Annotated in this window: 13 protein-coding genes and 1 pseudogene; 5 read left to right on the forward strand and 9 right to left on the reverse strand. The window is 65.8% G+C overall.

The genetic code is table 11. From position 1 onward, the window contains the following. Positions 1-25: 25 nt before the first annotated feature. The 3 genes from DUGA2_RS12440 to DUGA2_RS12450 all read right to left on the reverse strand — a co-directional run bounded on the left by DUGA2_RS12440 (position 26) and on the right by DUGA2_RS12450 (position 3,067). Positions 26-1,480: a Ppx/GppA phosphatase family protein gene (locus DUGA2_RS12440; RefSeq protein ID WP_070269568.1), complete on the reverse strand. Its 1,455-nt coding sequence runs from the start codon at positions 1,478-1,480 to the stop codon at positions 26-28. 122 nt (positions 1,481-1,602) lie between these two features. Then, on the reverse strand, positions 1,603-2,778 hold the full coding sequence (locus DUGA2_RS12445; protein ID WP_070269569.1) for a GGDEF domain-containing protein: 1,176 nt from the start codon (positions 2,776-2,778) through the stop codon (positions 1,603-1,605). Positions 2,779-2,791: 13 nt separating this feature from the next. After that, positions 2,792-3,067 (reverse strand): hypothetical protein, encoded by a 276-nt coding sequence (locus tag DUGA2_RS12450; RefSeq protein ID WP_070269570.1) that lies wholly within the window; start codon positions 3,065-3,067, stop codon positions 2,792-2,794. A 145-nt stretch (positions 3,068-3,212) separates the two neighbouring features. Between DUGA2_RS12450 and DUGA2_RS12455 the strand changes: the two genes are divergently transcribed. Then, entirely contained in the window at positions 3,213-3,965 is a 753-nt protein-coding gene (locus DUGA2_RS12455) for a transferase spermidine synthase (protein WP_070269571.1), read from the forward strand. A gap of 6 nt (positions 3,966-3,971) precedes the next feature. Here the strand turns inward: DUGA2_RS12455 and DUGA2_RS12460 are convergent, their stop codons facing one another. Both DUGA2_RS12460 and DUGA2_RS12465 read right to left on the reverse strand, forming a co-directional pair. Continuing rightward, the gene (locus DUGA2_RS12460) at positions 3,972-4,442 is read right to left on the reverse strand and encodes a Rid family hydrolase (protein WP_141758671.1); all 471 of its coding nucleotides are present in this window, start codon (positions 4,440-4,442) and stop codon (positions 3,972-3,974) included. Positions 4,443-4,464: 22 nt separating this feature from the next. Next, a complete protein-coding gene (locus tag DUGA2_RS12465) occupies positions 4,465-6,051 on the reverse strand; it encodes a flavin monoamine oxidase family protein (protein ID WP_070269572.1) in 1,587 nt (528 codons plus the stop codon). 186 nt (positions 6,052-6,237) lie between these two features. Between DUGA2_RS12465 and DUGA2_RS12470 the strand changes: the two genes are divergently transcribed. Beyond that, positions 6,238-9,090 (forward strand): EAL domain-containing protein, encoded by a 2,853-nt coding sequence (locus DUGA2_RS12470; RefSeq protein ID WP_070269574.1) that lies wholly within the window; start codon positions 6,238-6,240, stop codon positions 9,088-9,090. 22 nt (positions 9,091-9,112) lie between these two features. Here the strand turns inward: DUGA2_RS12470 and DUGA2_RS12475 are convergent, their stop codons facing one another. From DUGA2_RS12475 to DUGA2_RS12490, 4 genes are read right to left on the reverse strand one after another with little or no spacing between them, the layout of a single operon-like run. Continuing rightward, positions 9,113-9,613, reverse strand: a complete 501-nt coding sequence (locus DUGA2_RS12475; protein WP_373994832.1) for an MgtC/SapB family protein — start codon at positions 9,611-9,613, stop codon at positions 9,113-9,115. Further along, positions 9,613-10,113 (reverse strand): SET domain-containing protein, encoded by a 501-nt coding sequence (locus DUGA2_RS12480; protein ID WP_070269575.1) that lies wholly within the window; start codon positions 10,111-10,113, stop codon positions 9,613-9,615. The genes DUGA2_RS12475 and DUGA2_RS12480 overlap by 1 nt, the downstream gene beginning before the upstream one ends. A gap of 14 nt (positions 10,114-10,127) precedes the next feature. After that, positions 10,128-10,406 carry a KTSC domain-containing protein gene (locus DUGA2_RS12485; RefSeq protein ID WP_070269576.1) on the reverse strand — a complete coding sequence of 93 codons (279 nt, stop codon included), beginning with the start codon at positions 10,404-10,406 and terminating at the stop codon, positions 10,128-10,130. Positions 10,407-10,415: 9 nt separating this feature from the next. Then, a complete protein-coding gene (locus DUGA2_RS12490; protein ID WP_141753247.1) occupies positions 10,416-10,895 on the reverse strand; it encodes an acyl-CoA thioesterase in 480 nt (159 codons plus the stop codon). A gap of 116 nt (positions 10,896-11,011) precedes the next feature. On the opposite strand from DUGA2_RS12490, the gene DUGA2_RS12495 reads away from it, so the two are divergent. The 3 genes and pseudogenes from DUGA2_RS12495 to DUGA2_RS12505 all read left to right on the forward strand — a co-directional run. Beyond that, complete coding sequence (locus DUGA2_RS12495; RefSeq protein ID WP_070269577.1) at positions 11,012-12,325, forward strand: pitrilysin family protein; 1,314 nt, start codon at positions 11,012-11,014, stop codon at positions 12,323-12,325. 4 nt (positions 12,326-12,329) lie between these two features. Then, on the forward strand, positions 12,330-13,730 hold the full coding sequence (locus DUGA2_RS12500) for a pitrilysin family protein (protein ID WP_070269578.1): 1,401 nt from the start codon (positions 12,330-12,332) through the stop codon (positions 13,728-13,730). A gap of 130 nt (positions 13,731-13,860) precedes the next feature. Further along, a pseudogene (locus DUGA2_RS12505) lies at positions 13,861-14,340 on the forward strand (IS4 family transposase); the annotation flags it as partial. Positions 14,341-14,529 lie beyond the last annotated feature (189 nt).

A 14,529-nucleotide genomic window follows, 5' to 3' on the forward strand; every position in this document is an offset into this window, starting at 1 on the left:
CGTTCCTCATAAATCTCCCAACAGATTAGCCGATGGTGCGTATGCTGAAGTCTACCCCAACTTCATCCCACTGCTCCTGCTCCTTTTCCAGCCAGTAGGACAGGGTTGGATGGTCGCCTATCCATTCGCGGCGGATTTCCAGCTCGATGCGGTTCTTCATGCGCAGCTTGATCAGCGTGAAGTCGACATCCATGCGCGAGTGCATGAACAGCACCGCCAGCCGCAGCGCCACCACCGCCTTGGTGAAATCCGGCTCGGCCAGCGCATCGGCCACCTTGCGCAGATTGCCCTTGTGGGCGGCGATCAAACGGGCCATGGTCTTCTGCTCGCGCGCGGTGAAGCCCGGCAGGTCGGCGTTCTCGATCATATAGGCGGCGTGCTTGTGGTAGCCGGTGTGCGACACCACCATGCCCATCTCGTGCAGCAGCGCGCTCCAGTACAGGTGGCGCGCATACTGGTCGCCGGCCGGCTTGGTCTGCATGTACAGCGCCAGCGCGTCGTCGGCCACGCGGTTGGCGCGGCGCTCGTCGCAGTGGAACTTCTGCAAACAGGCCTGCACCGATTGCTCGCGGCGGTCACGCTTGGTCGAACGCAGGTGCAAGTCCCACATCACGCCCATGCGCAGGCCGGCCTCGATCGGCTGCACCACCGGGATATCGAGCTCGCGCACCAGGCCGATCAGGATGGCCAGGCCGCCGATGATGGTGCTGGCGCGGTCCGGGCGCAGGCCGGCCATTTCGATCTTGCTGACGTGGCCGAATTCGATGAAGCGCTGTTTGAGGGCGTTCAGCGTCTCGGCGTTGACTTCGCGGCCGATGCCGTTCTTGACGATGATGTCGGCGATGGTGCGGGCGGTGCCGGATGAACCGTAGCACTGCTTCCAGTACTGCGGATGGTAGGGCGGCGCGGCGTCCTCGAAATGGCTGCGCGCCGACAGGATGGCCGCCTCGAACGAAGGGCCGTCGACGCGGCCGCCGATGAAGAACGACAGGCTTTGCTTGACCGTGCCGACGCTGAACGATTCGACCCGCTCGATTTCCTGGCCGCGTCCCAGTATCAGCTCGGTGGAGCCGCCGCCGATGTCGATCACCAGCCGGCGCTCGCCGGCCAGCGCCAGCGCATTGGCCACGCCCATGTAGATCAGGCGCCCCTCCTCCTCGCCGGAGATGATTTCGATCGGATAGCCGATCGCCAGCTCGGCTTCGGGCAGGAAGGCGGCGGAATTGCGCGCCACGCGCATGGCCGACGTGGCCACCACGCGCACGCCGTCAAGCTTGTAGGCGGCCAGCACGGCGCGGAAGTTTTTCAGGCAGGCCAGCGCGGACTGCATGGCGGCCGGCGTCAGGTTGCCATTGTCGTCCAGGCCCGCGGCCAGGCGGATAGGCTCGCGCACGGATTTGAGGACGCGGATCCCCTCCCCGTCATGCTTGCCGATGTGGAGGCGAAAACTGTTGGAACCCAGATCTACTGCAGCGTACATATGTGGAAGCCTCTCTCGGCAAACGGCAACGAAGGCTCGCGGATGAATCAAACTAAACGATTTACATGATTATAATCACGATAAGCGCAGTTTGTTACCTGCTGATGACAGGGTGTGGCAAATCAGGCTTCCAGCGCCCCGGCGCCGGTCTGCGCCTCGGCCACGCGGTTGCGGCCGGCCTGCTTGGCCTCCTGCAGCGCCTCGTCGGCGCGCTTGAACAGGCTGACGGTGGTGTCGTCGGCGCGGATGGTGGTCACGCCCAGGCTGGCGGTCATGTTGATGACGGCTTTTTCCGCCTTCACCGGCAGCGCGGCGACGGCCAGGCGGATGCGCTCGGCCACCATGATGGCGTCTTCCAGCGAGGTGCGCGGCAGCTGGATGGCGAATTCGGCGCCGCCCAGGCGGCCCATCAAATCGCTGTCGCGCAGTTGTTTTTTGCAGACGTCGACCATGGCCTTGAGCACCTTGTCGCCCACCGGATGGCCGTAGTTGTCGTTGACGCGCTTGAAATGGTCGAGATTGAGGATGATCAGCGAGGTCGGCATGCCGGGCCGGCGCGCCAGCGCGATCCACGGCGTCAGCGTCTGGTAGAAGCCGCGCCGGTTCGGCACGTCGGTCAGCGCGTCCACCACTTCCAGGCGGTCCAGCTCGGCCTGTTGCTTTTCGCGGGTCAGCAGCAGATAGCCGAAGGCGCTGACCAGCATCATCAGGTACAGGGCGGCGATGCCGACGCCCTGTATCAGCGCCGGGCTGACCCAGCTCCAGCCGTCCGGCAGCAGCGCCGACAGCAGGCCGCGCGCCATCACGGCCAGCGCCAGCAGCAGCGACGACAGCACCAGGTAGCGCCGCAGCAGCGTGCCGGCGCTCCAGCCCCGGCCCAGCGCGGCGGCGCCGGCGATGAAGAAGAATCCGATCACCAGCGAGGCGATGGCGATGCGTTCGGCGGCCGGCATGTCCAGCAGCCAGGCACCGGTGAACACGCCGATGGCCGCGCCCAGCGCCGGCAGCAGGTAGCGCCGCCATACGCGGCGGCCGGCCTGCTCCCACAGGGCGGAGGCGTCCAGCGCGAAGCCGGTGAACAGCAAGGCGTTGGCGAGGGGGATGGTGAGGAAGTCCGGCAGCGTGCCGCGCAGGTACAGCAAGCCCCAGGCCACGGCCTGGAACTGCTTGGCCATGCCCCAGGTGGTGCTGGCGGCCGCCAGGCCGGCGCGGCGGCGCTCCTGCTCAAAAAAGAACAGCGCCGCGCACAGGCTCAGATTGCCCAGCGCAAGCGCCAGTACCAAAGTTTTTATATCCATGACCTGCCGCGGGTCAGACCTCGTGCTCGACGTTGGTGCTGCCGTCGCCCATCTTGCTGGCCCAGGCCTGGGAGAAGTAGGCTTTCTCGTCCTCGGAAGGCGCGTCGTGCCAGAACACGATCAGCGTACCCTTGTGGTCGTGCAGCTGGCTGACCTTTTCGATAAAGGACTGCTTGCCGGCCATGTCGGCCAGCGCCACCACGTAGCCGTAGACGCGGGTCAGCCGCTCCAGGCGGTCAGGCTCGGTGAAGCTGTTGGTGGCGGTAAGCGTAGGGTGGTCTAAAAACATCGTATCTGTCTCCATGAAGGCCGCCGGAGGGGCTGGCCGGTGCTATCGCCAATGTACCTACAATTTTTCCGTCTGTAAATGCAATGTGGCGCGCTGGCGGGCATGCTACTATAAATTGACCCTGTAAATCCACAATACCGCCAACTTGACCACGTCCTCCCCGCCCGATCGCCGCCCGCAAGTCCACACGCGCGGCGACAAACGCCTGCTGGAATTCCAGCCCGGCATGGTCCAGAGCGAGATGCGGCTGTCGCGGCCGGACGATCTGGTGCTCAGCTATGCGCGCGCGATGATGTGCTTCGTGCTGTTCCACCCCAGGCCCGAACACATCGTCATGGTCGGGCTGGGCGGCGGTTCGCTGGCCAAGTTCTGCTACCGCTACCTGCCGCACAGCCGCATCACCGTGCTGGAGCTGCGCGCCGACGTCATCGCGCTGCGCGAGCAGTTCGCCATTCCGCGCGACGACGCCCGCTTCCGCATCATCCAGGCCGACGCCACCGACTACATGGCCAGCCTGGCCGGCGCCGCCGACGTGATGCTGGTGGACGGCTTCGACGCCGAAGGCCTGCCGCCGGCGCTGGGCAGCGCCGCCTTCTATGCCGATTGCCGCCGCGCGCTGCGGCCGGGCGGCGTGATGGTGGCCAATATCTTCAGCTACGATCCGCAGTACGGCCCCATGCTGCGGCGCCTGCGCGAGACCTTCCAGGGCCGCATCTGCTGGTTCCGCGGCATCGCCGGCAACAACCGCATCCTGTTCGCGGTCAAGGGCGGCAAGCCGTCGCCGGCGCTGGCGATGCAGCAGCGGGTGGCGCGCAGCCATGGCCTCGGCTTCGCCATCCTCAACCGGCTGCTGGCGCACTGGATCGTGCTGCGCATGCGCTGGAACGGCCCGGCCTGACGCCCTCTATTTGACGGGCTTGCCGCGCACCGCCACCACTTCGATCTCCACCAGCGCCTTGGGCACCACCAGCGCCGCCACCTGCACCGTGGCGCGGGCCGGCTTGTTGGGCTGGGCCGCCGTGCCGAAGAACTCCTTGTAGGCTTCGTTCATGCCGGCGAAATCCAGCTTGCCGGCGGCGTCCGCCACCAGGTAGACCCGCATCTGCACCACGTCGCCCATACCCAGGCCCTGCTCGCGGAGCGTGGCCTCGAACTGCCTGAGCACGTCGGCGGTCTGCGCGCGGGTGTCGCCGTCGAAGGACTTGGCCAGCTTGCCCGATACGTACAGCGTGTCGCCGGCCCACACGGCGTTGGCGATGCCGCTGTCGGCGCTCTGGATATGCTGCACCCTGGTCTGGGCGGCGGCGGGCAAGGCCAGCGACAGGCTCAGGGCGGCGGCCAGCAGGCCTGGTATGCGGTTGATGGTCATCGTCATGGTCATCCTTTCAGGGAAAAAATCAGGCGCGCACCCGCGCCGCCAGCTGCCCGATGACATGGTGGGCGGACAGCACCGCCCCCTCCTGCCACGAGCTGAGGTAGCCCAGGTATTCGCCGGCGAAATACATCACGCCGTCCGGCTGCTGCAACAGCCGGTAGACGGTGTCGAACTGCTCCGGCTTCCATTCGGCCCACGAGCCCAGGCTGTGCGGCACTTTGGGCCAGGCGATGTTGACGCCGTCGCGCACCATGTTGCGGTAGCCGGGGTGGATGGCCTCGCCCGCCGCCAGCGCCTTCTCGATGCGCTCGGCCAGCGGGTACTGGCCCATGTCGTCGCCGGGAAAGGCGCCGAAGCAGTAGGAGCCCACCAGCACGCCGTCGGCCTGGCCTATGCCGTGCGAGGGATAGAGGATTTGCGTGACGTCGCGGCTGGTCCACGACAGGCCGCCGTAGATGCCCTCGTCCTGCTCCCAGAAGCGGCGCGGCGCATAGAATGCGGTCTTGGCCGAGCGCGCGTACTCCACCTCGGCGATGGCTTCCCGGTAGGCCGGCGCGAAATCGTTGGGAATGTCGCGCAGCACCGTCAACGGCAAGGTGCAGATCACATAGTCGCTGTCGATCACGCTGCGGGCGCCGCCGTGATGGCAGACCACGCGCGCGCCGTTGGCCGTCTTGCGGATCTCGTCGACCAGCGTGTCGTAGCGGATCGCGTGGCCCAGCCGCCGGGCGAAGGCCGCCGGGAAGCGGTCCATGCCGCCCACCGGCTGCAACATCGTGCCGGCCTGGTCGAAGTCCTCGCCGAAGGCCGCCTTGAATTGCCAGAAGTCGGCGCGCAGCAGCTCGGACAGCGGCAGCGGCGCGCGCACCGTGCCGTGCGGCAGGCCGGGCGCCGGCGTCGCGCTGTAGCCGCTGCGCGCCGTGCCGGTGTAGCGGCCGTCGCGCTGCAAATCGCCGAAAGTGGCGATGGCGGCCAGCAGCCGTTCGCGGTCCTCCCCGCTCAGCTCCTGGTCCAGCCGGCCGGTGGCGACTGCCTTGCCCAGCAGCTCGCCGAAATATCCGTGGCTGTCGCCCAGCACCTGCCTGGCCTGCACCGGCTTGCCGCCGAAGGCCTGGTCGTCCTGCAGCCAGGCGGCGCGGTTATCGTTCATCATGATTTCCAGCGGCACGCCGAACTCGCGGCAATAGCCCAGTACCGCGCGGTGGTGGTGCGAGATGCGGGCCGGCCCCGGATTGAGGTAGAGATGCGCCGCCTTGGGCCAGCGCGCCTGCTGCACGCCGTCCGCCTGTTCGAAACGGTCGCCGCCGCGTATGGTCCAGCTGCGGCCGCCGGGGCGGTGGCGCGCTTCCAGCACGGTGCAGGCGAAGCCGGCCTTGCCGAGCTCGTAGGCCGCCGTCATGCCGGCCACGCCGGCGCCGAGGATGGTGACGCGCTTGCCCTTGCCCAATCCGCCGGGCAGCACCGGCGGCCCGCGGTAGGCGCGGTCCTCGCCCCAGGCCAGGCTGGCGCCGCCCAGCGCGTCGAGCGCGGCAAACGCTGCGGCGGCGCCGCCGGTACGCGCTATGCGCGCCAGGAAACTGCGACGGGTAATACCATGGGCCTGCTTCATGAGGAATGCTCCTGCGGCGCCGGGGACATGGCAATATAACATCAATCCGGCCGGCAAAGACGGTACGGGCGTGGTTTGTATAAGACAAACGCCGCCACCGTCCCCGCCCAAATTACTGTTGCAAAGGCATGACTTATGACACACTAGCATCGTCCGCCAGCCCGCCGTCCCACTAGAAAGCGCCGCATGCCGCCGTCCTTCAAGTCCCCCTCGATCTCGCTGGCCGCGACGCTGACCTTGATCACGGGCCTGGCCGTCACCGGCATGTTGTTCGTCGCGGTCAGCGCGCTGGAGTATGGCAAGCTGGAACTGAGCTTCCAGCAGCGCGCGCAGGTGCGCGCGGCCGCCATCCGCCGCGGCCTGGACGACACGCTCGAACTCGTCACCATCATCAACGACCTGTTCAAGTCGGTGGGGCCGGTCAGCCGCGAGCAGTTCGGCGACTTCACGCGGCCGCTGCTGGCGCGCTATCCCTTTGTGCAGGCCTTCAACTACCACCGCGTGCTCGACGACGAGGGCGCGCGGCGCCATGAGGCCGAACTGCGCGGCCGCTACCCCGGCTACCGCATCCACGACGGCGGCAACCTGCCGCTGACGGCGCGGCCGCTGCACGCGGTGGTCGACTATCTGGAACCGATGCAGGGCAACGAGGCCGCGTTCGGGCTGGACGTGATGTCGCTGGGGCCGATGTCCAACACCGTGCGGCAGGCGGTGGCGGCCGGCCAGACCATGGCCACGCCGCTGCTGCGGCTGGCGCAGGAACGCGGCAACCAGAAAGGCTTCGTGCTGCTGATGCCGGTTTACCGCGCGGGCGCGCAGACGGTCACGGCGGAGCAGCGGCGCGCGGCCTGGATAGGCAACACCGGCGCCGTCATCCGCTCGACCGACCTGATCCACAAAATCCTGTACGCCGCCGAGCTGCTGGACGATACCTCGCTGGTGGTGCAAGTGTATGTCGGCGACGACGTGCGGCCGGACAACCTGATCTACCGCCACGGCCAGCCGGTGGAGCAGGAGGCGGCCGCCAAGCCGCTGCAGCGCTGGCTGGCCTTCGACTACCACGACGTCTACACCCGCACCTTCAACGCCGCCGGCAAGGCCTGGCACGTGCAGGTGACGCCGCTGCCACGGCCCTTCCTGTCCAGCCACCTGGGTTCGCTGTCGACGCTGACCGGCGGCCTGCTGTTCTCGCTGCTGACGGCGGCCTTCGTCAACTCGCTGGCGCGGCGCTCGGTGCGGGTGCAGCGCCTGGTCGACGAGCGCACCCGCGATCTGCAGCTGAGCAACCAGCGCCTGAACGAGGACGTGGCGGTCCGCCAGCGCACCGAGCAAGCGCTGCAGGAAAGCGAGCTGCGCTTCCGCCGCCTGCTGGCGCTGTCGTCCGACTGGTACTGGGAGCAGGACCACGAGTTCCGCTTCACCAGCATCACCGGCGGCTTCTTCGACAAGGGCAAGCAGGACCCGGCCGGCTTCATCGGCAAGACGCGCTGGGAGCAGCATCCGGAAATGGCGCAGGCGCGCTGGGGCCAGGACCACATCGCGCTGCTGGAGGCCCACCTGCCCTTCCTCAACTTCGAATACGCGCTGCCCGGCACCGACGGCCAGCTGCACTGGTTCAGCATCAGCGGCGAGCCGCTGTTCGACCAGGACGGCGGCTTCAAGGGCTATCGCGGCACCGGCACCGACATTACCGAGCGCAAGCTGTCCGAGCAGCGCATCCACCACATCGCCCACCACGACGTGCTGACCGGCCTGCCCAACCGCGTGCTGCTGCAGGACCGGCTGACCCAGGCGACCGCCTTCGCCAACCGCAGCGGCATTCCGCTGTGGGTCATGCTGATCGACCTCGACCGCTTCAAGTTCGTCAACGACAGCCTGGGGCACAAGGCCGGCGACCTGCTGCTCAAGACGGTGGCCCAGCGCCTGCAGGACAGCGTGCGCGAGAGCGACACCGTGGCGCGGCTGTCCGGCGACGAGTTCGTCGCCATCCTGACCGAGTACCCGGACGAGGCGCTGTCGCTGGACGTCACGCAGCGCATCATGCGGGCGGTGGCGCAGCCGGTGCTATTGGAGGGCAAGGAATTCTTCGTCACCTGCTCGATCGGCGTCGCCGTCTACGAGCCGGACGGCTCGCCGGCGCAGCGGCTGATCGAGCATGCCGACATCGCCATGTACCGCGCCAAGAAGCTCGGCCGCAACAACACCCAGTTCTACCAGCCGGCCATGAACGAGGAGGCGCTGGAGCGGGTGCGCATCGAGACGGCGCTGCGCAGCGCGCTGGAGCGCGACGAGTTCATCCTGCACTACCAGCCGCAGGTGGACATGCGCAGCGGCCGCATCGTCGGCATGGAGGCGCTGATACGCTGGCGGCACCCCGAGCTGGGCATGGTGGCGCCGTACCGCTTCATCGGCCTGGCCGAGGAGACCGGGCTGATCGTGCCGATCGGCGCCTGGGTGCTGCGCACCGCCTGCGCGCAGGCCAAGGCCTGGCAGGATGCGGGCCATGGCCCGCTGCGGATCGCGGTCAACCTGTCGCCGCGCCAGTTCGGCGAGCCCAAGCTGCTGGCGTCCATCGCCGAAGTGCTGGAGCAGACCGGCCTGCCGCCGTCCTGCCTGGACATCGAGCTGACCGAGGGCCTGTTCATGAACGACGTGGCGCTGGCGGTGGAGCTGCTGCACAAGCTCAAGGCGCTGGGGCTGGCGTTGTCGATCGACGATTTCGGCACCGGCTATTCGAGCTTCTCGTATCTGCGCAAGTTCCCGATCGACGTGCTGAAGATAGACCGCTCCTTCGTCAGCGACATCGGCGCGGATGACGAGGCGGCCATCGTGGTGTCGATCATCGCGCTGGCGCACAACCTCAAGCTGCGCGTGATCGCCGAGGGCGTGGAGACCGCGGCCCAGCTGGAATACCTGCGGCTGCACGGCTGCGATGAAATCCAGGGCTATTACTTCAGCCAGCCGGTGCCGGGGGATGTTTTCGAACAGATGCTGGCCGAGGGCAGGCACCTGGCCAACCCGGCGGCCATCACTGCCTGAGGGCTGAGGACGCGCTTGCGCGCTATTCGTCGTGCAAGTCGATTTCAGCCCGCTCGTGCTCGCTTTTGCCCAGCCAGCGCTTGTGCAGCATGCGCTCCAGCGGGTGGCCGAGCAGGAACAGCAGCATCACCAGGATCAAGCCGATGCCGGCGACACGCCACGCGCCCATGCCGCACACAATGCCTATGCCCGCCGTCACCCAGATCGAGGCGGCCGTGGTCAGGCCCTTGATCTTGGACGACTGCGCATGGAAGACTATCACCCCGGCCCCAAGGAAACCGATGCCGGTGATGACGCCCTGCACCGCGCGGCTCAGGGCGTCGCGGCCGTACTCGCTGTCCATCGAGGCGAACTCCATGCTGGCCATCGTCACCAGCGCGGCGCCGAGCGCGACCAGGCCCAGCGTCTTCATGCCGGTCGGCTTGCCGCGCAGATTGCGCTCCAGGCCGATGATGCAGCCGAACAGCAGCGCAATGGCCAGGCGCGCCGTGATATCCCAATAGTCCAGCATCGGATGCTGCATCAGCTACGGCGCCGCTTCTTGGGCTCCAGCATGGTGCCGGTGCAGCCCGGCGCGCCGCAGTGGCAGGCGAAGGAGCGCTTGATGGCCGGCGTGTGGCGGCCTTCGTAGATCAGCGGATAGGAATAGCTGAGCTCTTCGCCGCAGCGGATGTCGTGCAGCGCGTAGATGTAGATGCGGCCCTCGTCCTCGATGGCCTGGCAGTTCGGCTCGCACGAGTGGTTGATGAAGCGCGCCTCGTTGCCGCCATCGCCGCCGTCGACGACGTTGCCGTTGGCCAGGCTGAAGAAGAAGGTATGGTTGTGCGGCATGTTCTGCGCGGCGGCGCGCTCCAGCGCCTCCGACCACGGGATCTCGCGCCCCGTGTATTCGATCACGCATTCGCTGACCGCGATGTCGCGGTTGGCGAACACGCCGCGTCCATGCACCGGCGACGTCCGGACGACGTAAGCCAGTTGGTCGGACAATACTGCGGAACTTTCCAGGACGTTTTCAGTGAGCATAAAGACAGTTAAGGTTAAATGGCATCGCCGCCGGGCGGCTTGAACAGGTCTTCCAGGTCGGCGCGGCTGGTGGGTTTGCGCACCACGTCGCGCCGTCCGGTGAATTCATCCTCGATATTATCGCGGTAGTAGCTCCACGCGGCGCCCGATGTGGACAGCTTGCGCCACACCTCGTTGCCCACGCCGGAGTAATCGATGGCGCTGCCGTCGTCGAACTCCACCCGCAGCATGCGGTCGCGCGCATCGTACCCGATGGCGCGCAGCTTGCCGGCATTGATGCGTTTCATTTCCATACAGCCTCCTCAGGCTTTGCGCGCTCCATGCACCATTTGACGGGCCTGCTTGCGCAGCAGGGCCTGGTCCCAGCGATGTTTCTGTTCGGTGGTTTCCGGCACCAGCGCCGGCACCTCGACCGGCTTGCGGCTCTCGTCCACCGCCACCATCGTAAAGTAGCAGCTATTGGCGTGCCGCACCAGACGCTGCTGGATATTTTCCGTCACCACGCGGATGCCCACCTCCATCGAGGTGCGGCCGGTGTAGTTGATCGAGGCCAGGAAAGTGACCAGCTCGCCCACGTGTATCGGCTGCAGGAACATCACCTGGTCCACCGACAGCGTCACCACATAACTGCCCGAATAGCGGCTGGCGCAAGCGTAGGCCACGCTGTCCAGGTACTTGAGGATGGTGCCGCCGTGGACGTTGCCCGAAAAATTGGCCATGTCCGGCGTCATCAGCACGGTCATGCTCAGTTCATGGGCGGTCCAGCTCATCGGTTTTTCCATTGCATACTCCGTAGTTGTTTTCTCCATGCTATCCGCTCATGACGTCATGCGCAAATAGTTATCAAAAACAACTAAGTTTATCGTATGCTTTGCGCTTCACGCACAAAGGAGCACTCATGAAATGGAAAGTCCTGGCCGCCAGCGTCATGCTCGGCATGGCCGCCACCGCCCACGCCGTCACGGCTGACGAGGTCCACACCTTCACGCTGGCCAACGGCATGAAGTTCATCGTGCTGGAGTCGCACACCATCCCCAACGCCAATATGTACACGTTCTGGAAGGTCGGCTCGCGCAACGAGGCGCCCGGCATCACCGGCCTGTCGCACTTCTTCGAGCACATGATGTTCAACGGCTCGAAAAACTTCGGCCCGAAAATGTTCGACCGCACCATGGAAGCCAAGGGCGGCTCCAACAACGCCTACACCAGCAACGACCTGACCGTGTACCAGGACTGGTTCCCGGCCTCGTCGCTGGAGACCATCTTCACGCTGGAAAGCGACCGCATCGCCCACCTGTCGATCGACCCGAAAATGGTCGCCAGCGAGCGCGGCGTGGTGCTGTCCGAGCGCAGCACCGGCCTGGAGAACTCCAACATCCGCGCGCTGCACGAGGAAATCAACGGCGTCGCCTTCCAGGCCCACCCGTATTCGTGGCCGGTGATCGGCCACGAGTCCGACATCAAGGCCTGGACCCAGGACGACCTGCAGCGCTACTTCACCACCTACTACGCGCCGAACAACGCGGTGTCGGTGATCGTCGGCGACGTCAAGACCGACGAGGTGAAGAAGCTGGCCACCAAATACTTCGGCGGCATTCCGAAGCGCGCGCTGCCGCCGGCCGTGCGCACCGTCGAGCCTGAGCAGAAAGGCGAACGCCGCGTGTTCGTCGCCAAGGAATCGGCCACCTCGGCCAACCTGGTGGTGGCCTACAAGATCCCGGCCGCCAACAGCGCCGACTACTACGCGCTGGAAGTGCTGCAAAGCATACTGGGCGACGGCAAGACTTCGCGCCTGTACAAGGCGCTGGTCGAGCAGCAGCTGGCCACCCAGGTCAGCGCCAGCAGCATGGACGGCTTCGACCCCGGCCTGCTCTACCTGTCGGCCGTGGCCACCGCCAAGACGGCGCCGGCCCAGCTGGAACAAGCGCTGCTGGCCGAGGTGGATCGCCTGCTCAAGGACGGCGTATCGGCCGACGAGCTGCAAAAGGTCAAGAACCAGAAGCTGCTGAACCTGTACCGCGAACAGGAAACCATCAACGGCAAGGCCCAGCAGCTGGGCAACTACGAGGTGTTCTTCGGCGACTACAAGAAAATGTTCGACGCCCCGGCCGCCTACGAAAAACTGACGCCGGCCGATATCCAGGCCGTCGCCGCCAAATACCTGAAAAAATCGCAGCGCACCGTCGGCGTGCTGGCTGCGAAGGAGGATTGATTACATGAGCACCAAAGTAACTGTGATGGCCGCCGCCGTGCTGGCGACCATGGCCGCCGCGCCGCTGGCCGGCGCCGCCGATTTCCGCCTGCCGGCCTTCGACACCGTCACCCTGCCCAACGGCCTGACCGTCTACCTGATGGAGCGCCATGAAGTGCCGCTGATCTCGGTGCGCGCCGTGGTCAAGGCCGGCGCCGTCAACGACGCCAAGCAGCCCGGCCTGTCCAACCTGACCGGCGACGCCCTGCTGCTGGGCAGCAAAGCCCACAACAAGACCGCCATTGACCAGGCCTTCGACTTCCGCGGCGCCCGCCTGGCCGGCGGCGCCGGCACCGAGGCCAGCACTGTGCAAGCCAACTTCGCCCGCGCCGACAGCGCCACGCTGCTGCCGCTGTTCGCCGAGATCATCCAGCAGCCGAGTTTCGACGAAGCCGAGCTGGTCAAGCTGCGCGACCGCAAGGTCAACGGCCTGAAGCAGGCCAAGGAAGCGCCGCGCAATGTGGTCGGCAACTACTACAAGGCCATGCTGTTCGGCACCTCGCCGTATGCGATCCCGGCCAGCGGCACGGTCAGCAGCGTCAGCGCGCTCAAGCAGAGCGACGTGCAGGGTTACTACCAGCACTACTATCGTCCGGACAATGCGGCCATCATCGTGGTCGGCGACTTCCAGGCGGCCGAGATGCGCAAGCAGATCGAATCGCTGTTCGGCGCGTGGAAAGCCAGCGGCCCGGCGCTGCCGCAGCAGGACAACGGCAAGGTGCAGGCCGACAAGGCGCGCGTGTGGCTGGTCAACAAGCCGGACGCGATCGAAACCACCTTCCTGATCGGCGGCGTGGGCATCGCCCGCAACGATCCGGACTACGTGCCGCTGCAAGTGCTCAACACCATCGTCGGCGGCCGCTTCACGTCGTGGCTGAACGACGAGCTGCGCGTCAACTCGGGCCTGACCTACGGTGCGCGCAGCGAGTTCGCGACGCTGTCGCAGACCGGCACCTTCGCCATCTCCAGCTTCACCGCGCTGCCTAAGACCGAAGCGGCGCTGGCGCTGGCGCACAAGACCTACCAGCGTCTGTGGGACAAGGGCATCGACAAGGCCACGCTGGAATCGGCCAAGGCCTACGTCAAGGGCCAGTTCCCGCCGCGCTACGAGACCAGCGAGCAGCTGGCTGGCTTGCTGGGCGATATGTACGCGTCCAAGGTGGGCCGCGAGCAGATCGACAACTTCATGAAGGATGTGGACAGCCTGACGCCGGAACGCGCCAAGGCGCTGGTGGACAAGCACTTCCCACGCACCAAGCTGCAAACCGTGCTGGTGGGGAAAGCCGATGCCATTCGTGATATCGCCAAGACCTATGGCGAAGTGACCGAGCTGCAAATCAGTGCGGACGGCTTCCAGCCGCAGTAATCCGCTAGGTGCCGTGTTGGGCTGACGGGAGGCCCGGCGGTGTATGCGGCGTTGAACTCAAAGGGTTGGCCTTGTGCCAGCCCTTTGTTTTTGCGTGGATAAGCTGACGTGACAATCCGAGATTTTTTCATGGACGCGCACGGTGGCCCTTTCTGCGGGTAAAGACAAGAGCGTCATCGCCACCTGCGTGATCGCGCGCGAGATCGACGCGCCGGACGGCGTCAAGCCCATCGAATGGCGTTTGCTGACCAACCGCGAGACCGCCACGCCCGAGGCGGTCGTCGAGCTGATCGACTGGTATCGCGCGCGCTGGGAAGTCGAAATGTTGTTCGACGTGCTCAAGAACGCCTGCCGCGTCGAGGCGCTGCAACTGGGCTCGATCACGCAGCTTGAACGGGCCTTGGCGCTGTTTCGCAAAAAGACGCCACCGGCCAAGCCGTGCCTGAACGACGTCCTGCGCCAGATCGCCTGCCTCGGCGGCTTCCTCGCCCGAAAGAGCGATGGCGAGCCCGGCGTCAAGACGATCTGGCTCGGATCGAAGGATGTTTACGTGGCGGCGGAAACGATACGTACGCTACGTGAAATGGGGGCGCTCAAGAGGTGTGTATAACGAGGTGGGGAAAGGGGCGACGAACCGCTTCACCGTGATCTATTTTTCTTGCAAAAAAATAAAAGTTTTTCTTTTCAAAAAATGAAATGTTGTCTAATATGTCAATCATTGCTGCTGAAGTTACTGGCTGCGATAAGCGTGAACGTGCGGGCTTGGCATTCATCGTCTGTTAATGTCCCCTCCATTCTT

The sequence above is a fragment of the Duganella sp. HH101 genome (assembly GCF_001758795.1).
In the GTDB taxonomy this organism is placed as follows: domain Bacteria; phylum Pseudomonadota; class Gammaproteobacteria; order Burkholderiales; family Burkholderiaceae_D; genus Rugamonas; species Rugamonas rivuli.